Genomic DNA, 17,059 nt, shown 5'->3' with positions numbered 1-17,059 from the left:
AGCGCCGTGGCGATCCTGTACACCGAGGCCGCGATCCGGAGCGAGAGAAGGTCGAACGCACGGCTTGCCTCGACGCGGATGGACACCTAGTCTTGTATCAAGTGGATGGTACAAGAAGGGGGCGGGTCGTGGCCGACGCCATCGGGTACGGAGTGGTCGCGCTCGTCGTGCTGATCGGGGTGGTGGTGCTGTGGCCGACACCGCGGGACGCCCGCCGGTTGCTGGTTCGCTGGAGTGTCTCCGACCCGGCCGACGCGGAGGTCGCCGACGCCCTGACCTACCTGCGCCGGCGACGGATCTGGTACCCGCCGCTGTTCCTGGCCGGCCCGGTGCTGGTCCGGTGGCTGTCGGGGTGGCGACCGCAGAGCCTGTGGAGCCTGCTGGGCACCCTGCTGCTCGGCGCGCTGCTGGCCGAACTGCTCGCGCAGCGCCCGGTTCGCCGCTCCCGACGTGAGGCCTCCCTCGAACCCCGCCGGGTACGAGACCTCGTGCCGGGCTGGGCGCTCGCCGTGCTGGCGGTCACGGCCACGGCAGTCGGCGTGGTCGGTGCCGTCGGCCTGTTCGGCCTGCGGTTGCCGAACCTGTTCGCCGTCGGCGACGCCGACGTGCTGGCACCTCACCCGGGCGTCGCCGCGGCGGGCGCGGTCGCGGCGGTGCTCACGGTCTCGGCCGTACTGTGGCTGTCGGTGCGCCGCCCGCCCAGCGGGCAGCCGCGGTCGGACGCGGTGCTGCGGATCCGCAGCGGCCGGGTCGCCACCGGGCTGGGCGTCGCCGCGGTGTGCGCGCTGGCCGCCACCGGGACCACCTTCCTCGGCCTGCTGGTCACCCTGACGGGCCTGTTGGCCTGGCGGCTGATCGCCGGCGCCACCAACGTCGCCGCGGCGTGAGCGCGCCGCGGATCACGGTCGACCTGTCGTCCGGTGTCGTCCCGTGGCGACAGATTTACGACCAGATCACCCGGGCGATCGAGGCCGGCACCCTCCCCGCCGGGGCCCGGCTGCCCAGCGTCCGGCAACTGGCACGCGACCTGCAGCTGGCGGCCGGGACGGTGGCCCGCTCGTACCGGGAGCTGGAGGTTGCCGGCTGGGTGCACACGGCGCGTGCCCGCGGCACGGTGGTTGCCGACGACCCGCCGCGCGTCGCCCGGACGGACGAGGAACTGCTGGCTGCCGCGCGCGAGTACGTGATCCGCGCCGGAGCCCTCGGCGCCGACCGCGACGCCGCCGTCCGCGCCGTCCTCGCCGCACTGGATGCGTGCTGAACCGTCGGGGTTCGCGCGACGAGCCGCTCGGCCGTCACCGACGATGCCGGCAACCGTCCGTCGGACGGGCGTCACGGTCGGGCGGTTCGCGGGTGCCGGGGTGCGGTCAGTGCGAGAACACCGCGACCATCATGAGGATCACGATGACGAGCATCATCAGGAACGCGATGCCGACCGGGACGAGCCTCGCCACCAGCACGGCGTTCCGGCCGTTGCTCTGCACCGGGGCGAAGCCGATCGCGCCCGGCTGGGACCAGACGAACTGCGCCACGTACGGGGAGGCGTAGTAGACGACCACTCGCTGCCCGGGGTGCGCGTCGAGGATCAGGTCGGCGGAGCCGAAGGCGCGCAGCGGCGCCCGGGCCTGCACGCGCAGCTGGTGCCGGCCGGGCGGTACGGGCAGCTGGTTCCAGCCCCACCTGAGCTGGAACGGCCGCCCGTCCAACACCGCCTCCGGCTGCACCAGCCCGATCGAGAAGTTGGGGTTCGCGGCGTTCACCGCCAGCAGCGCAGGTCGGGGACTGGTCATGGCCCCATGTTCGCCGAGCCGGGCAACAACCCGTGTGGTGTACCGGGGCGTGCGCCGCCCGGTCGTGGCGCCGTTCGGCCTCGGTACGCGACCGGGCGACGTCGCTCGGCGCGATGCCCCGCGCGGTGTCAGGGCGTGCTACGGGCGGCGATGGCCTTCTGGATCCGGCCGAGGGTGCGCAGCGCCTTCTTCGCCGCGGCACGGACCTGGCCGTCGAACACCGTCGTGCCGCGGTCGGTGGCCTGCAGCCGTTCGAGTACCGGCACCGCACGGTCGTCGCCGGTCGAGCCGAGCGCCACGGCCGCCCAGTACCGCTGGTCCGGGTCCGGGCTCGCGGCGGCGTCGAGCAGCCGGGGCAGCACCGCGTCCGGCGGGAACAGCGCCAGCGCGCTGGCCAGGTAGCCGATGCGCTGGTACCGCCGGTGGGTGAACTCGTGCCACAGCGCCGCGAGGGCCGCGTCGCCGCCGATCCCGGCCAGTGCCTCGGCGGTCCGCGCCCGCAGCCACTCGGCCGGCTCGCCCAGCAGCGGTACCAGGGCGGGCACGGTCGAGGCGTCGCCCAGCTCGCCGAGCCCGGCGACCGCCTCCTCGCGGGCGATCCACTGGTCGTGGTGCAGCATCTCCAGCAGGTCCGGCACCGCGGCGCGGAAGCCGAGCGCGGCGCAGCCCTTCGCCGCCCAGGCCTGGCAGTTGTACCGGGTGTCGGTCAGCGCGGCCAGCAGCGGCTCTTCGAGGCTGTCGTCGCCGAACGCGGTGGCCCGGTTCATCGCCCGGCAGAACAGCGAGCGGTGCGCGGCGCGATAGTCCCGGACGAACGCGCGCAGCGTCGCGGCCGCGGACTCGTCGCCGTGGTCGGCCCGGTCGAGCAGCCGGTTCAGCCGCTCGGCCCGGGCGTCCAGGTCACCGTTCGACAGCGAACGCAGTTCAGCGGGGTTCACCGTCCGAATGTACCCACCGACCCCGCCGGCCGCCGCCGGGGCGACGACGTCCGTCGACGGTTCGGCGGAGCCCGGACCACCTGGCGCACTCGTTCGGGCCGCGCGCGCGGCGGCATGGCCACGCCGCCGGGCAGGTCCGCAAGTGCGAACCGCGGCCACGGCCACGATCTATGTACCTTGCTTGTTACGTAACTACCTTGGTACATTAATGGGGTGGATGCGATCTTGCAGGCGCTGGCCGATCCGAGCCGGCGCACCGTGCTCCGGTCCCTGCGGGACGGCCCGGCGACCGTGACCGAGCTCGCCGCCCAGTTGCCGATCGCGCGTCCGGGCGTCTCGCGGCACCTTCGGGTGCTGCGGGAGGCCGGCCTGGTCGAGGTGGAGCACCAGGCCCAGTTCCGGCTGTACCGGCTGCGCCCCGAGCCGCTGGCCGAACTCGACGAATGGCTCGGCGACTACCGGGCCCTGTGGCAACAGCGATTCGACGCCCTGCACACCGAGGTGGCGCGGGGGAAGAAGCAACGGAAGGGCAAAGGATGAGCAGGGACAGCCGGTCCGGAGTGATCGGGACGCTACGGGCGCAGGACGGCAAGGGCGTCGCCCGGATGGAAGACCGGTTCGACACCGACATCGACGACCTGTGGTCGGCACTCACCGAACCGGCCAGGTTGGCCCGCTGGATCGCCGAGGTCGACGGCGAGCCGCGGCCCGGCGGCGTCGTCCGGGCCCGCTTCACCAGCACGTGGCAGGGTCGCGTCCGGATCGACCGGTGCGAGCCGCCGCATCGCCTGCGGGTGACCATGATCGACGACGAGGACGGCGAGGAGACCGTCGCCGAGGCCGAGCTGCGCAGCGACGGTGAGCAGACGCTGCTCGTCATCGAGGAACGCGGGCTCCCGCTGGGCGTACTCGACGGGCACGGCGCCGGCTGGCAGGCGCACGTGGAAGACCTCGCCGCGCATCTCGCGCACCGGGAGCCGGCGCCGTGGCGTACCCGCTGGCTCGAGCTGACGCCGCACTACCAGGTCCTGGCCAAGGATCTCTGACCGAGCACCCGGAGGATGCGATGGCACTGCCGCAGGTGGTGGAGCGGGACGAGTGGCTGGCGGCTCGGCGCGAGCTGCTGGCCCGGGAGAAGGAGCACACCCGCCAGGGCGACGCACTGAACGCGGACCGACGCCGGCTGCCGATGGTACGGGTGGCGAAGGACTACGTCTTCGAGGGACCGGCGGGCCGGGTGGGTCTCGGTGCGCTGTTCGCCGGGCGGCGTCAGCTGGTGGTCCGGCACGTGATGTTCGGGCCTGACTGGTCCGAGCCGTGTCCGGCCTGTTCGGCCGACATCCGCCAGCTCACCGACGCGCTGTTCGACGATCTCGCCGCACGGCAGACGACCTACGTGCTGGTTTCCCGCGCCCCGTATGAGAGGATCGCGGCGGTCCGGCGGGAGCGTGGCTGGGACGTGCCGTGGTTCTCGGCGTTCGGCAGCGACTTCAACTACGACCTCCAGGTGTCCATGGACGCCGCCCGTCCGCAACGCGAGTACAACTACCGGCGCGAGCTGGAGCTGTTGGAGTCGGCGCGGGAGCGTTCCGTCGAGCTGGCCGGGATCAGCTGCTTCCTGCGTGCCGGCGAGGAGGTCTTCCACACCTACTCCACCTACGCGCGCGGCATGGACCAGCTGGGCGGCACCTACCCGCTGCTCGACCTGACCGCACTCGGCCGGCAGGAGGACTGGGAGCAGCCGCGGGACCGCAACGAGAACGTCACCGCCTGGAACCCGGAAACGTACTGGACGGTGACGGCACCCGATCGAGACCCGACCGCCTGAACGACGGCGCCTCGCCTCCACTCAGTCGAGGCGGTAGCACCAACCGTGCGGCCGCCAGGTGAACTCGGCCGCGACCAGATCGCGGACGGTGCGACCGGTGGTGACGTGCTCCAGCGCCCGGTAGGTCGCGAGGTGCCCGATCACCAGGACGCGCCGGTCCGACCACCGGGTCGGCAGATCGGCGAGAAACCGCACCACCCGGGCGATCGCCTGGGTGTGGCTCTCCCCGCCGGGGTACGGGCGGTCGCAGTGGTCGAGCCGGTCGGCCTTGATCTCGGTGCCGGGCGTGCCGTTACGGGTGCCGAAGTCGCACTCGCGCAGCCGCCAGTCGGCCAGGATCGGGATGTCGCTGTCGCCGAACGCGATCCGCGCCGTTTCCACGGCGCGATGCAGGTCGGAGGTGGACACCGCCGCGATGCCGTCGTCGCGCCGGCGGCGGCCCAGGTCGGCGGCGTTGGTGCGGCCCTGCTCGGACAGCCGCCCGGGCAGCCAGCCGGTGGCGATACCCCGCTCGTTGTCCTCGGTCAACGCATGGGTCTCGAACACGATGTCGATCGGCATCCGGGGAGGCTAGCGGTTCGGTTCGGTGCGGGTGGGTACGGCTAGGGAAGCTGGCGGAGCAGGTCGGTGACGGCGCGGACGACCACGTCCGGCCGGTCGCGCGGTACGTCGTGCGAGCTGTGTTCGGCGACCACGCGGCGTCGATTCGGTGCGGCGTCGGCGAACTCGCGTTGTGCCTGCCGCCAGCGCCGGGCGTCCAGCGCGGTCGGGAACGGCGTCCTGGCGGACACCACCACGCTCGCCGGGATGCGCGCCGGCCAGGTCATCGTGTGGTACTTCGCGTGCACCGGACCGTAGTCGTCGGCCTCGGCGAGCAACTGCCGCGTCTTTCGGGTGGACGGCTGCTGCTTCAGCCCCTCGATCTGCTGCCGGTTGGCCGCGACGAGTCGCGCGGTCTCGTCCGCGGTGAAGAACTGCGGCAGGTTCGCATCCACCAGTACCGCCCCGGCGACGCGGTTCGGATGGCTGTCGGCGAAGGCGAAGGCCACCTCGCCGGCGAGCGAGTGCGAGACCAGCACGATGTCGTCGGTGACGCCGAGCCGGGTGAGCCCGGCGGCGAGATCGGACCCGGCGTCGGCGGCCCGCCACGGCCCGGGCACCTCGTCGCTGCGGCCGACGCCCGCCCGGTCGTAGGTGATGACCTCGGAGCCGGTCTGCGCCGCGATCGTCGGTGCCACCTTCGTCCACTCGGTGGCGTCCATGCCGCCGCCGGCGTCCAGGACGATCGCCGGTTTCGCGCCCGGCGTGACGTAGAACGCGAGCTGGTGCCCGTTCGCGGCGACCTCGTGCAGCCGCGGGGCGGTGGTCGGCCTGTCCGGGGTCGTGCCGGCGCCGGTACCGCAGGCGGTGACCCCGGCGGCCAGCACGGCCGCGCTCGTCAGCGCGATCAGCGGCCACCGCAGCCGCCCGAACCGTTCCGTCGAATCTCGCACGGGACTTCCCTTCGCGCACCGGCCACGGGTCCGTCCACTGTGGTCTTCCGGTACGCGTCCAGCATCGTCGCCGGGGCGCCCGGCGACGATGGTGCTGTTCCCCGGATCCGGCTGGGGCCAGCACCATCGGCCCGGGCCGGGGAGACCCGCCCGAGCCGGCGTTCGAGCTGCCCACCGCCGGCCCCGAGCCGACCCGCCGCCGGCCCGGGTCAGGGGAGACCAGCCCGGGCCGGCGTCAGTGCAGCTGGGCGAGTTCCGCGGTACGGGAACGGGTCACCCGCCGGGCGAGGTCGCGCGCGCCGACGTTGATGCCGTGCCGGGTCTCGGCGGTGGCCAGCGCCAGCTGGTCGTGTTGGCTCGCGGCGAGCGCGCGACGGAACAGGCCGGGGAAGTCGTGGTCGCTGGCGGCGGTCAGGTGCGCGACGTCGTCGTCCCGGCTGGGCGCCGGGTCCGGGCCGGCACCGGGTTGCCAGGTGCGCAGCCAGACGGTCATCGTCTTGTTCTCGTCGCGTTCGGTGGACCCGATGGCGGCGGCGAGCGAGCCCAGCTTCGCCGGTACCGGCCGCCCGTGCGCGCACTGCGCGATCCGGCGGCTGTGCCCGTTCGCGGCGATCAGCTGCCGGACGAACCGGATGTCCGCGGCGTTGAAGTACCGGCTGGCCGAGGTCTTCGGTTCGGCGGTGGTGGGCGTGGTGCAGCCCGCCAGGACCAGCAGCCCGGGGGCCACCAGCAGTCCTCGTCGTCGCACGTGTCCTCCTCCCAGGCGGGTGTGCGGCACGCCGGGCCGGTCCGGCGTGCCGCGGGGATCACCGCCGGCCGTACCGCGGTCGGCGGGGTCAGTGGTGTCTTCGCGGCCGGCCACCCGGCCGCGTCCGGCCCGTTCTCGACGGTCGCGAGCCGTGAAGACACCCGCAACGGGTCAGACGGGCTGCCAGAGGGCGGGGACGCTCGGCGGTTCCCACCCGGGCAAGGCGGTGTGGTCCTGCAGGCACCGGTACGTGGTGCCCTGGTAGGTCACCTCGTCGCCGGCGTGGTACGCGGTACCGGCGGCCCAGGTGCCGCTCGGCTGCGAGGTCGGCGAGGTGCTCGCGGTGGGTGTCGGGGACGGCGACGGCGACGACGTGGTCGGCGTCGGGCTCGGCTGTCCGCCGCCGGAGCCGATCTGCAGGTCGACGCAGGAGTAGAACGCGTTCGCGGTGTCCGCGATGTTCCACCGGGCGAGCAGCAGGATCCGCCCGCTGTACCCGCTGAGGTCCACGGTCTGCGTCACCGTGTCACCGGGCACCGAACCGTTGGCGTCGAAGTAGCCGACCCGGGTGTCGCCCACGAAGTACTCCCAGTCGCGGGTGGCATGGTGCGCGGTGATCGTCCAGGTGAACGTCACCGAGTGGCCGACGCCGGTGGCCGGCCAGTTCTTGGTCGGATCGTCGAGCTGCAGGAACCGGTCGTTGCCGCCGCTGCACAGGTGCGAACCCTTCGGCGCCTCGACGCTCTGCGGTTCCCAGATGATCGGGCCACAGTCGCTGACCCGTCCCATTGCGCACATCGCCTGGCGGCTGGGCGGCGAGCTGATGTAGCCGTGCGCGGCGGCCGGGGTGCTCACCAGCAGGGAGCTGACGAGCGCGCCGAAGCCGACCAGCGCGACCGTGATCTTTCTTCGCATCGATGCTCCTTCCTCGATGTCGGCGGTCGGCGCCGTCGAGCGGTGCCGATGGGCGGCGTGGTGGGGTCGCCGTCCCGTACCGAATCTAAAAGAAGGATTGTTAACAGTAAAGACACCTTCCACAAATTTGTACGATTTCCTGCCTGCCCGTGCCGCTCCGTGCGCCTACCGGGCCGTACCGCGACCCTCGCCTCACACTTTCCCGCCGTGCCTCGTCGGAGTACCGAGTCGGACCGACCGGCACCGACGGGCAGCAGAGAGGACCAGGGTCATGGCCACCCAGTTGACGGCAGCACGGCACGGCACCGGCACGTTCGTCCGGGTCTCCGTCGCGGTGCAGACGGCGGCGATCTTCTTCCAGGCGATCACCGCCGGGATCATGCTGGGCACCCATCACGGCGAGGTGCTGCACAGCGCCGGTGCGCGGGTGATGTTCGGCGCGTCGATGCTGTACGTGCTGACCGCGGTGCTCGGCTGGAAGCCGGGCGGCGGTTCGCCCCGCCCCATCTGGTACTCGGTGGGCTTCCTGGCGCTCGCCGGCGTCCAGGTGGTGCTGGGCATCAACCACGTGATGGAGGCGCACGTACCGCTGGGCATCCTGATGTTCGGCATGAGTCTGGTGCTGCTGGTGCAGCAGTTCTCCCGCTACCTCTCGGGCCCGAACCGCTGACCGCCCCGCCGGCCGGCGGTGTTCCGGCCACGGCCCCGGTGACCCGGGCTGGCCGGTACCCGGAGTGAGAAAACTCGGATGGTTTCGGCGTGTCGCGTTGCCGTTCCGGACTTCGGTGTCATTGGGCCTGCGCGCCCCGTCTATTCTGGTGGCGAGCAGGCGGCCGGGAGCCGGGCCGAGGCCGATCCGTGATCGTCCTGCAGCCCACCGCCTGCCGGGGCCTGGTAGTTCATGAGGGACGTACCGGGTGGGGAGGCATGATGCGTGTGCGTCGGGTCGTGTGGGTCGGGTGGTCGGCCGTCGCCGTGCTGGCGGTGGCCGGGTGTACGTCGTCGGGTGGTCCACAGGCCCACGCGAAGCCGTCGCACGCCCCGGCACCGGCCGCCGTGATCAGTACCAGCCTGACCGCGACGTCGGACGTCAGCCCGGCCGGGCCGGTGCAGGTCAAGGTGACCGGCGGCGCGTTGAAGTCGGTGACGCTGCGCAGCGCCAAGGGCGCCGACATCGCCGGCGCGGTGGCCAAGGGCGGCGCGTCCTGGCAGGCCACCGGCACGCTGAAGTACGACACGAAGTACACGCTGTCGGCCGTGGCGGCCAACGCCGACGGCAAGAAGGTGCAGACGAGCAAGTCGTTCCGCACCGTCAAACCGGCCAACTACACGCTGCCCTACCTGCAGCGCACCGGTGGCTACGCGCTGAAGAACGGCGCGACCTACGGCGTGGGCATCGTGCCGGTGGTGCACTTCGACGAGCAGGTCGGCGACAAGGCGGCGGCCGAGAAGGCGCTGCAGGTGACGACCAGCCCGCACGTCGACGGCTCCTGGTACTGGGTGGACGACCAGAACGTGCACTGGCGGCCGGAGAACTACTACGCCGCCGGCACCAAGGTGACCATCGACGCCAAGGTCTACGGCGTCCGCGTCGGCAAGGGGCTGTACGGGCAGGCCGACCGCAAGGCCAGCTTCACCATCGGCGACAAGCACGTGGCGATCGCCGACGACAAGACCCATCACGTGAAGGTCTACGACAACGACAAGCTGGTCCGCGACATGCCCACCTCGATGGGCCAGGGCGGGTACGTGAAGGGCAAGAACGGCTCGATCTCGCTGTGGACCATGTCCGGCACCTACACCGTGCTGGACCACGGCAACCCGGTGACGATGTCGTCGGACAGCTACGGCCTGCCGGCCGACTCGCCGTACGGGTACGCCGCCGAGTCGGTCTACTACGCCACGAAGATCAGCACCGACGGTATCTACCTGCACGAGCTGGACACCACGGTGTGGGCGCAGGGCCACCAGGACGTGTCGCACGGCTGCCTGAACCTCAACCGCGACAACGCCATCTGGTACTACAAGCACTCGCTGATCGGCGACGTGGTCCAGGTCGTGCACACCACCGGCCCGAAGATCGAGCTGTGGCAGAACGGCGACTGGTCGGTGCCGTGGTCGACCTGGCAGAAGCACAGCGCGCTGCACTGAGCCGCGGTCCGCGTCGGGCCTTCCCGACGCGGACCGCACGCTTCAGTCGCGCACCGCGGTGGCGGCGAGCGTGACGTACTCCATGGTGAAGCCGCCGCCGACGGTGTCGATGGCGGCGCCGACCGCCGCGAGGATCTCGGCCCGCTGCTCGGGTCGCAGCGGGGCGATGCCGCCGGTGGTGGGCAGCAGCGCGAGCCACTCGTCCCGGGTGTAGTCGCGCTGCCAGTCGAACCGCCACTGCTCGACGTCGTGGAAGCCGCCCGACTCCCGCAGCGACTCGGCGATCTTCGCGTACCCCGCCTGGTAGACCTCGACCGGGCGGCGCCCGGAGCCCTGGCCGAACGGCGAGTCGGGCACGACCCTGCGGTACGCCTCGGCGAACGGCCGGGCGATCTCGGCGGGCGGCTCGAACACGTGCCCGAACAGCGCGAACCGGCCGCCGGGGCGCAGCACCCCGGCCGCCTTGCGCAGCCCGGCGACCGGGTCGACCCAGTGCCAGGACTGGGCGGCGATCAGCACGTCGAAGGTGCGGCCGTTCGGCTGCCAGTCCTCGAACGTCGCCACCTCGACCGGCAGCCCGTGTGCGCGGGCGTGACCGGCCATCCGGGCGTCCGGCTCGACGCCGAGCACGGTGCCGCCGGCGGCCTGGAACTGGCGCCCGGCGATCCCGGTGCCGCAGCCGATGTCGAGTACGGCGGGCGCCGTGCGGTCGCCGACGATCCGTGCCACCAGCTCGGCGGGGTACTCGGGTCGGGCCCGGTCGTAGCCGGCCGGATCGGTCCCGAACGACTCCGCCATCCGGCGGGCCCGGTGCAGCTCGGGCGGTGGTGGGGCTTGCTCTGGAGGTAAAGTGGGCATGCGCCCACGCTAGTGGGCGAGCGCCCACTAGCGCAATCCGGGGCACCCGCCGGTGGGTGCGTGCGCCCGGCGGACGCGGTACGAGAGGATCGGTGGATGCCAACCGGGGTGCACCTGCAGGACGCCCGCCAGCAGCTGTTCGACGCCGCGGAGCGGGTGCTGCTGCGGGCCGGGGCGAACGGGCTGACCAGCCGCGCCGTGACCGACGAGGCCGGCTGCGCCAAGGGGGTGCTGCACCGCCACTTCGCCGACTTCGATGCGTTCCTCACCGAACTCGTCCTGGACCGGGCGGCGGCACAGCTGGCACCCCGGGCCGCCGAGCTGCGGCAGGCCGCCGGTACCGGCGGTGTCGTCGACAACCTCACCACCGCGCTGACCGCGCTGTTCGGGCCGATCTGGGTGGCGCTCATCCCGCTGATCACGTTCCGGGACGAGCTGCGCGCCCGGCTGCGGGCCGCCCGACCCGGTGGCGGGACCGCGATCCTGGGCGAGGTCACCGGCGCGGTCGGCGACTACCTGACGGCCGAACGCGAACTCGGCCGGATCGCCGCCGATGCCGACATCGCGTCGCTGACCCTCTCCCTGGTCGGTGGCGGGCACCTGCTGTTCACCGAACCCGGCCCGCCGGCCCCCGACGCGGTCGCCCGGTTCGTCACCTCGGTACTCGCCGACGTCCTCCGCCGCCGCCCGCACTGACGTACTCGCCGACCTGCTCCGCCGCTGCCCGCACGTACCTGCCGGCGGCGCCCGGTTGGTCCACAGTAGACAGACGTCAGTTCGCCTGCCGGGCGGGGAAACCCGCTCCGCGGCGACGCCGCTGCAGGGTCGGCCAGGCCCGGTCGTCGACGGCCAGGAACGGCTCCTCGGCGAGCGTCGCCGGGGTGACACCGGTACACGCCACCACCTCGCGGTGCAGGTGCGACTGGTCGGCGTAGCCCACGTCCGCGGCGACCCGGGCCGGATCCCGCCCCACCGCCAGGTGGTAGGCGGCGTGGTCGAACCGGATCAGCGTCGCGGCCCGCTTCGGCGGCAGGCCGAGCTGCGCCGCGAACCGGGCCCACAGCCGCTTGCGGCTCCAGCCGACCTCGGCGGCCAGCCGGTCGATCCGGACCAGGCCGCGCCCGGCGACGAGCCGGCGCCAGGCCCAGGCCACCTCCGGATCCGGGGACGAACCGGGCCGGCGCCGGCGCGCGAGCGCTGCCTCGACCAGCGCGAACCGGGCCGACCACGACGCGGCCGCGGACAGCTGCTCGCGGAGCCGGGCGGCGTCGGCGCCCCACAGGTCGTCCAGCGGTACGCCGATGCCGCGCAGGTCCCCGGCGTCCACACCGAGGACCGAGCGGGCCAGCACCGGCGAGAGCCGTACCTGGACGCAGGCGACGTCCGCGCCGCGGGCCAGCACCGCGCCGCCCAGCCCGAAACCGGGCCCGGCGACCAGGCTGCCGCGCTGCTCCCGGCCGGCCGAGTCGGCCACGACCGGTTGGCCGCCGCCGAACTCCACCGCCACCATCACCGCCGGATGCGGGACGAGCCGGATCGGCGCGGCCACCTCCCGGACCTCGAACCCCGCCATGACCGCGCCGGGCAGCCGGCCGGGCCGGCTCGGACTCGCCACGTCCCACCCGGCCGTCACGTCGCGCCCGCGCCCGCTGGCCCGCATCCCGCCATGTTAGGGCCTGTCTCGAAGGTCGCGTGCCGGCTGCGGCGGTCCGTTCGCCCTGGCCGGGTGCGAGCCCGACGCCCGAACCGCCCTCCGCCGTGCGGGCAGGCAAGCGGGACTCGCCTCGCTCGGCCGGGGACGTCGAGACAGCCCCTCGGGGTGTCGTCGTGGCTCCGGGCGTGCGCGCCGCGACCGAGCGGGTGCCGGTACAGCCGATCATCGCTCTTGACTTATATAAGTTGCTGGCTATATTTGGCTGGTGCACGCGTTCGACATCCTGGGCGACCCCGTCCGACGACGCATCCTCGAACTGCTCACCGCCGGTGAGCTGCCGGCCGGCGAGATCGTGGCCGCGGTCGGCGAACGGTTCGGGATCAGCCAGCCAGCCGTCTCCCAGCACCTGAAGGTGCTCCGGGAGTCCGGATTCGTGACCGTACGGGCGGCAGGAACACGTCGGCTGTACTCGCTGGAGGCGGCGCCGCTGCGCGCCGTCGACGACTGGCTCGACCCGTTCCGCCGGTTCTGGGCGCCACACCTGGACGCGTTGGCCACCGAGATCGCCCGAGGCAAGCGGGCACGACGCCAGGGCGGCACGCCGACACCGACACCCGACGAGGAGCACCCGTGACCGAGGAGTCCGACCGGATCATCGACGCGCAGGCCGACGACGTCCACCGAGACCTCGCCATCGACCGAGACGGCACCCAGCAGCACACGGTGCAGACCATCAGCCAGAGCTATCCGACGACGCCCGAGGACCTCTGGGAGGCCTGCACTCGGGCCGACCGGCTCGCCCGCTGGTTCTCCCCGGTCACCGGCGAGCTGCGGCTCGGCGGCCGCTACCAGGTGGAGGGCAACGCCTCCGGTGAGGTGGTGGCTTGTGACCCGCCCCGATCGTTCACCGTGACCTGGGAGTTCGGCGGTGACAGCAGCCGCCTGACGGTACGCGTCGAGCCAGCCGGCGAGCGGGCCCGGCTCACCATCCGACACGAACACACCGGCGACGCCGGATCGCCGTTCTGGGCACAGTTCGGGCCGGGCGCGACGGGCGTCGGCTGGGATCTCGCGCTGCTGGGGTTGTCGCTGTACCTGGTCGCCGGGCAGGATCGGCCGACCGATCCCGCGTCCTTCGCCCAGGCCGAACCGGCGCGGCGCTTCATCCGGGCCGCGAGCGATCGGTGGGGCGCGGCGTCGACACGTGCCGGTACGCCAGCGAACGACGCAGCGGCTGCCGCGGCCCGTACCACCGCGTTCTACCTCGGCGAGCAGGCCGGCGGCTGACCTGACCGGTACGCCGCTGCCCGCCACGGTGACGCGACGGCGCCGCGGGCAGGTCGGTGCTTCGGCCCGCACCGGCGCGGCGGGAACATTCGTTCAATCGGTGCGGGCCGCGGTGGGCCACGGTGGAGGCATGACGGAAGAGACCATGCTGGCGTTGGACGACGGCGACATCTTCGTACGGCAGGACGGCCCGCGGGACGCGCCGGTGCTGCTGCTCCTCCACGGCACCGCCGCCTCCGGCCGTACCTGGGACGCGCTGGTGCCGCTGCTGACCGGTACCCACCGGGTCGTCCGGGTCGACCTGCTCGGCTGCGGTCGGTCGGCGAAGCCGGTCGACGGCGACTACCGGACTCCCGCCCAGGCCAGCCGGGTCGGCGCGGTACTGGACCGGCTCGGTGCCGGGCCCGCCGTGGTGGTCGGCCACTCCAGCGGCGGGATCGCCGCGACCGGGCTCGCCGAGCAGCGGCCCGAGCTGGTGGCGGCGCTGGTACTGGTGGACACCGGGCCGAACATGGCCGCGTTCACCGCGCCGGAGACGGCGGCGATCGGGCCGGCGCAGTGGCCGCCGACCGACGAGCAGATCCGCCAGTTCGCGGCGACCGGGTTCGCCCGGCCGGACTTCGAGCTGCCGGCGGACATCCTGGCCGAGATGCGGGACACTCCGTTCCCGGTGTTCGCCGCGCTGATGCAGGACCCGCGCTGGTACCTGGAGGAGAAGGCGCTGCCGGACCGGCTCGCGGCGGTCGGTAAGCCGCTGCTGGTGCTGTTCGGCGAGCAGGACCGGCGCTGGCGCCCGTCGTCGGCGACCGACTACCTCGCCCTACCGGGTGCCCGGGTGGAGATGCTGCCCGACGTGGGGCACACCCCGATCATCGAGGCCCCGGCGCGCACCGCCGAGCTGGTGCTGGACTTCGCCGCCAGCCACTCGGCGCCGCGGGTCACTCCCGGCTGAACGGGAGCCTGTCGGTGAGCCAGGCGAGGAACTCGGTCGGGTTGCGGCTCTGGATCCACAGTGGACCGGGGCCGGTGAAGTCGAACACGAACCCCTCGCCCGACTTCAGCGTCTGCACCAGGCCGCGGGTGACGGTACGGGTGTCGTAGCTCAGCCCGTCGCCGAACGCGACGACGTGCCCGGAGTCGACGATCACCTTCTCGCCCGGCCCGAGCTCGATCCGGTCGAGTGCGCCGTAGCAGGAGGCGAGCACCTGCCCGGTGCCCTCGGCCCGGACCAGGAAGCCGCCCTCGCTGCCGACCAGATTCTTGAACCCACCCCACTTGGTGTCGATCTCGACGCCGTCGGACGAGCACAGCCAGCCGCCGCGGGTCAGGTTCATCGCGCCGGCGACGTCGATGGTGGTGACGTCGCCCGGCAGGTTGCCGGCCAGGTCGACCCAGCCGCCGCCGGGGCCGGCGGTGAACCGGGTGACGAACAGCGACTCACCGCCGAGCACGCTGCGCCGCAGCCCCTTCAGCAGGCCGCCGCCGGTCTTCGCCTCGATGGTGACGTCCGCGGACATCGCCATCATGGCACCGGATTCGGCTCGTACGCTCTCGCCGGCGGCCAGCGTCACCCGGGCCACCGCGAACGACGGATTGTGACGGACCTCGACCTGCATGCTCAGCCCCGGCGGTGGCTCGGCGGACGGCGGACGACGTGCCGTCGGCGCCGATCGTGCACGCTGCACCGGGCGGCCACGGTACCCACGCTAGCAACGGGGGCCCGGCCGGACGGCCGGATCGCCGAAACGGCAGGCGTTCCGGCGACCGCGGGCTCAGGTACGGGCGGGCTCCCGGGCCGGGCGGTGCGCCGGCCGCAGGACCAGCACGAGTACGGCCAGGGCGGCGAACAGTGCCGCGGCGACCGCGGCGGTGACGTGCATGCTGTCGGTGAAGGCGGCCCGCGCCGCGTCCAGCGGTACCGCGGCCGGGTCGGCGGGCGGCCGGTGGCCGGCGGCGAGCGCGTCGGCCAGCGAGTCGGACCGGCCGCCGGTGCCGCGCTGGTACACGACGGCGGCCAGCACGCCGAGCAGCGCGACGCCGAGCGACCCGCCCAGGTAGTTGGCGGTCTCCGACATCGACGCCGCCGAACCGGCCCGCGCCGGCGGTACCGAGCCGAGCACCAGGCCGGTACCCAGCGCGAACAGCGGCCCGGTGCCCACCCCGAGCACCGCGGTGCCCACCAGTACCAGCGGCAGGGCGGCGACGCCGTGCGCGCCGACCAGCAGCAGGCTGCCCAGCGCGGAGACGGCCAGCCCGGCGGCGATCGCGGTCGGCTTCGGCAGCCGCCGGGTCAGCGTCGGCGCGGCCATGGTGCCGACGGCGCAGCCGATCCCCATCGGCGCGCACAGCACCGCCGCCGCGGCGGGGGAGAACCCGAGCACGCCCTGCAGGTACTGGGTGACGAGCAGGCCGGTGCCGGCCATCGCCACGCCGGCGAACAGCAGCCCGACGATCACGGCGGTGAGCGGCGCGTTGCGCAGCAGTCGCAGGTCCAGCAGCGGGGTTGCCAGCCGCAGTTGCCGCCGGACGAACAGCGCGCCGACCACCGCGCCGACCAGCAGCGCCAGTGCCGGCGCCGGCAGCGAGTCGGCGAGCGTCAACTGCTTGATGCCGTACACGAGGCACAGCACCGCGACCAGCGACAGCGCCACGCTGGCCGGATCGAGGCGGCCGGCCCGCTCGCCGCGGTACTCCGGCAGCAGGACCGGGCCGGCGATCGCGACCAGTGCCATCGCCGGTGCGGCGACGAGGAACACCGAGCCCCACCAGAAGTGCTGCAGCAGCAGGCCGGCGAGCACCGGGCCGAACGCGCCGCCGGCGAACTGACCGGTGGCCCAGAGCGAGACGGCCCGGCCGCGGTGGCCCGGATCGGGGAACATGTTGCTGATCAGCGCCAGGGTGGACGGCGCGAGGGTGGCGCCGGCGGCGCCGAGCAGCGCGCGGACCACGATCAGCATCGTCGGGTCGGTCGAGAACGCGCCGACGACCGACAGTACGGCGAACGCCGCGGCGCCGATCGTCAGCAGCCGGCGGCGGCCGATCCGGTCGCCGAGCGTTCCCATCGTGATGACCAGGCCGGCGACCAGGAACCCGTACGCGTCGCTGATCCACAGCTGCTGCACGCTGCTCGCGCCCAGGTCGGCGGCCAGCCGCGGCAGCGCGAGGAACAACGCGGTCAGATCCATCGCGACGAACGTCGTCGGCAGCATCAGTACCGCCAGGCCCAGCCACGCCCGGTCGACTCGCATGGTGCGAAACCTCCTCGTTCCCGGTTCTCTCGACGGGTGGTCGAAGCGGCGGCGCGGTTCTTGACACGGGTACCGGCGAGAAATTCGTGGCAAGGTTCGGCGGGGACGTCAAGACGGGGGCGGCGGCTCCGACCTACCGTCGAACGCCC

At 73.2% G+C, this 17,059-nt stretch carries 21 protein-coding genes; 11 read left to right on the top strand and 10 right to left on the bottom strand.

Annotation, left to right across the window (positions count from 1 at the left end; translation table 11 throughout):
* Positions 1–128: 128 nt before the first annotated feature.
* Both NUM_RS35795 and NUM_RS35790 read left to right on the top strand, forming a co-directional pair.
* Positions 129–887, top strand: coding sequence for a hypothetical protein (locus NUM_RS35795; protein ID WP_207129380.1), 759 nt, complete (start codon positions 129–131; stop codon positions 885–887).
* The gene (locus NUM_RS35790) at positions 884–1,261 is read left to right on the top strand and encodes a GntR family transcriptional regulator (protein ID WP_207129379.1); all 378 of its coding nucleotides are present in this window, start codon (positions 884–886) and stop codon (positions 1,259–1,261) included. The genes NUM_RS35795 and NUM_RS35790 overlap by 4 nt, the downstream gene beginning before the upstream one ends.
* Before the next feature lie 106 nt (positions 1,262–1,367).
* Here the strand turns inward: NUM_RS35790 and NUM_RS35785 are convergent, their stop codons facing one another.
* Together NUM_RS35785 and NUM_RS35780 are read right to left on the bottom strand one after the other, a co-directional pair.
* Positions 1,368–1,790 (bottom strand): hypothetical protein, encoded by a 423-nt coding sequence (locus NUM_RS35785; protein ID WP_207129378.1) that lies wholly within the window; start codon positions 1,788–1,790, stop codon positions 1,368–1,370.
* Positions 1,791–1,918: 128 nt separating this feature from the next.
* Positions 1,919–2,728: a HEAT repeat domain-containing protein gene (locus tag NUM_RS35780; RefSeq protein WP_207129377.1), complete on the bottom strand. Its 810-nt coding sequence runs from the start codon at positions 2,726–2,728 to the stop codon at positions 1,919–1,921.
* Between the two features lie 213 nt (positions 2,729–2,941).
* Between NUM_RS35780 and NUM_RS35775 the strand changes: the two genes are divergently transcribed.
* From NUM_RS35775 to NUM_RS35765, 3 genes are read left to right on the top strand one after another with little or no spacing between them, the layout of a single operon-like run.
* Positions 2,942–3,268 (top strand): ArsR/SmtB family transcription factor, encoded by a 327-nt coding sequence (locus NUM_RS35775; RefSeq protein ID WP_207129376.1) that lies wholly within the window; start codon positions 2,942–2,944, stop codon positions 3,266–3,268.
* Positions 3,265–3,774 (top strand): SRPBCC family protein, encoded by a 510-nt coding sequence (locus NUM_RS35770; protein WP_207129375.1) that lies wholly within the window; start codon positions 3,265–3,267, stop codon positions 3,772–3,774. The genes NUM_RS35775 and NUM_RS35770 overlap by 4 nt, the downstream gene beginning before the upstream one ends.
* Before the next feature lie 20 nt (positions 3,775–3,794).
* Entirely contained in the window at positions 3,795–4,556 is a 762-nt protein-coding gene (locus NUM_RS35765; protein WP_225919069.1) for a DUF899 domain-containing protein, read from the top strand.
* 21 nt (positions 4,557–4,577) lie between these two features.
* On the opposite strand, the gene NUM_RS35760 is transcribed toward NUM_RS35765, so the two are convergent.
* The 4 genes from NUM_RS35760 to NUM_RS35745 form a co-directional block, all read right to left on the bottom strand.
* On the bottom strand, positions 4,578–5,117 hold the full coding sequence (locus tag NUM_RS35760; protein ID WP_207129374.1) for a histidine phosphatase family protein: 540 nt from the start codon (positions 5,115–5,117) through the stop codon (positions 4,578–4,580).
* Positions 5,118–5,158: 41 nt separating this feature from the next.
* Entirely contained in the window at positions 5,159–6,049 is an 891-nt protein-coding gene (locus tag NUM_RS35755) for an alpha/beta fold hydrolase (RefSeq protein ID WP_207129373.1), read from the bottom strand.
* A 235-nt stretch (positions 6,050–6,284) separates the two neighbouring features.
* Positions 6,285–6,797 (bottom strand): DUF305 domain-containing protein, encoded by a 513-nt coding sequence (locus tag NUM_RS35750; RefSeq protein ID WP_207129372.1) that lies wholly within the window; start codon positions 6,795–6,797, stop codon positions 6,285–6,287.
* A gap of 171 nt (positions 6,798–6,968) precedes the next feature.
* The gene (locus tag NUM_RS35745; RefSeq protein WP_207129371.1) at positions 6,969–7,712 is read right to left on the bottom strand and encodes a lytic polysaccharide monooxygenase; all 744 of its coding nucleotides are present in this window, start codon (positions 7,710–7,712) and stop codon (positions 6,969–6,971) included.
* Between the two features lie 271 nt (positions 7,713–7,983).
* Here NUM_RS35745 and NUM_RS35740 point away from each other — a divergent pair, with 271 nt between their 5' ends.
* Complete coding sequence (locus tag NUM_RS35740) at positions 7,984–8,382, top strand: hypothetical protein (protein ID WP_207129370.1); 399 nt, start codon at positions 7,984–7,986, stop codon at positions 8,380–8,382.
* Between the two features lie 386 nt (positions 8,383–8,768).
* A complete protein-coding gene (locus NUM_RS35735; protein ID WP_207129369.1) occupies positions 8,769–9,863 on the top strand; it encodes a L,D-transpeptidase in 1,095 nt (364 codons plus the stop codon).
* 42 nt (positions 9,864–9,905) lie between these two features.
* Here the strand turns inward: NUM_RS35735 and NUM_RS35730 are convergent, their stop codons facing one another.
* Positions 9,906–10,721 carry a class I SAM-dependent methyltransferase gene (locus tag NUM_RS35730; RefSeq protein WP_207129368.1) on the bottom strand — a complete coding sequence of 272 codons (816 nt, stop codon included), beginning with the start codon at positions 10,719–10,721 and terminating at the stop codon, positions 9,906–9,908.
* Between the two features lie 96 nt (positions 10,722–10,817).
* Here NUM_RS35730 and NUM_RS35725 point away from each other — a divergent pair, with 96 nt between their 5' ends.
* The gene (locus tag NUM_RS35725) at positions 10,818–11,417 is read left to right on the top strand and encodes a TetR/AcrR family transcriptional regulator (RefSeq protein WP_207129367.1); all 600 of its coding nucleotides are present in this window, start codon (positions 10,818–10,820) and stop codon (positions 11,415–11,417) included.
* Between the two features lie 76 nt (positions 11,418–11,493).
* Here NUM_RS35725 and NUM_RS35720 read toward each other — a convergent pair whose 3' ends face one another.
* Positions 11,494–12,381, bottom strand: a complete 888-nt coding sequence (locus NUM_RS35720; protein WP_225919068.1) for a helix-turn-helix domain-containing protein — start codon at positions 12,379–12,381, stop codon at positions 11,494–11,496.
* A 259-nt stretch (positions 12,382–12,640) separates the two neighbouring features.
* Between NUM_RS35720 and NUM_RS35715 the strand changes: the two genes are divergently transcribed.
* The 3 genes from NUM_RS35715 (at position 12,641) to NUM_RS35705 (ending at position 14,614) form a co-directional block, all read left to right on the top strand.
* Positions 12,641–13,009 (top strand): ArsR/SmtB family transcription factor, encoded by a 369-nt coding sequence (locus tag NUM_RS35715; protein ID WP_207129366.1) that lies wholly within the window; start codon positions 12,641–12,643, stop codon positions 13,007–13,009.
* The gene (locus tag NUM_RS35710; RefSeq protein ID WP_207129365.1) at positions 13,006–13,662 is read left to right on the top strand and encodes an SRPBCC family protein; all 657 of its coding nucleotides are present in this window, start codon (positions 13,006–13,008) and stop codon (positions 13,660–13,662) included. Before NUM_RS35715 ends, NUM_RS35710 begins: the two co-directional genes overlap by 4 nt.
* Before the next feature lie 130 nt (positions 13,663–13,792).
* The gene (locus tag NUM_RS35705; RefSeq protein WP_308440609.1) at positions 13,793–14,614 is read left to right on the top strand and encodes an alpha/beta fold hydrolase; all 822 of its coding nucleotides are present in this window, start codon (positions 13,793–13,795) and stop codon (positions 14,612–14,614) included.
* Here NUM_RS35705 and NUM_RS35700 read toward each other — a convergent pair.
* Positions 14,601–15,347, bottom strand: coding sequence for a TIGR00266 family protein (locus tag NUM_RS35700; protein WP_207129364.1), 747 nt, complete (start codon positions 15,345–15,347; stop codon positions 14,601–14,603). The genes NUM_RS35705 and NUM_RS35700 overlap by 14 nt on opposite strands.
* Positions 15,348–15,434: 87 nt before the next feature.
* A complete protein-coding gene (locus NUM_RS35695; protein ID WP_207129363.1) occupies positions 15,435–16,910 on the bottom strand; it encodes an MFS transporter in 1,476 nt (491 codons plus the stop codon).
* Between the last annotated feature and the right edge of the window lie 149 nt (positions 16,911–17,059).

The organism is Actinocatenispora comari (assembly GCF_017312725.1).
Classification (GTDB): Bacteria; Actinomycetota; Actinomycetes; order Mycobacteriales; family Micromonosporaceae; genus Actinocatenispora; species Actinocatenispora comari.
Note: the sequence above shows the minus strand (reverse complement) of the source record. Positions and strands in the feature narration are given on the sequence as shown.

Bases quoted from the DNA above. Each gene is read 5' to 3' on its own strand.
- NUM_RS35785 (WP_207129378.1), bottom strand. From the start codon at position 1,790: ATGACCAGTCCCCGACCTGCGCTGCTGGCGGTGAACGCCGCGAACCCC.
- NUM_RS35770 (WP_207129375.1), top strand. From the start codon at position 3,265: ATGAGCAGGGACAGCCGGTCCGGAGTGATCGGGACGCTACGGGCGCAG.
- NUM_RS35720 (WP_225919068.1), bottom strand. From the start codon at position 12,381: ATGCGGGCCAGCGGGCGCGGGCGCGACGTGACGGCCGGGTGGGACGTG.
- NUM_RS35745 (WP_207129371.1), bottom strand. From the start codon at position 7,712: ATGCGAAGAAAGATCACGGTCGCGCTGGTCGGCTTCGGCGCGCTCGTC.
- NUM_RS35730 (WP_207129368.1), bottom strand. From the start codon at position 10,721: ATGCCCACTTTACCTCCAGAGCAAGCCCCACCACCGCCCGAGCTGCAC.
- NUM_RS35740 (WP_207129370.1), top strand. From the start codon at position 7,984: ATGGCCACCCAGTTGACGGCAGCACGGCACGGCACCGGCACGTTCGTC.
- NUM_RS35695 (WP_207129363.1), bottom strand. From the start codon at position 16,910: ATGCGAGTCGACCGGGCGTGGCTGGGCCTGGCGGTACTGATGCTGCCG.
- NUM_RS35705 (WP_308440609.1), top strand. From the start codon at position 13,793: ATGACGGAAGAGACCATGCTGGCGTTGGACGACGGCGACATCTTCGTA.
- NUM_RS35725 (WP_207129367.1), top strand. From the start codon at position 10,818: ATGCCAACCGGGGTGCACCTGCAGGACGCCCGCCAGCAGCTGTTCGAC.
- NUM_RS35765 (WP_225919069.1), top strand. From the start codon at position 3,795: ATGGCACTGCCGCAGGTGGTGGAGCGGGACGAGTGGCTGGCGGCTCGG.
- NUM_RS35760 (WP_207129374.1), bottom strand. From the start codon at position 5,117: ATGCCGATCGACATCGTGTTCGAGACCCATGCGTTGACCGAGGACAAC.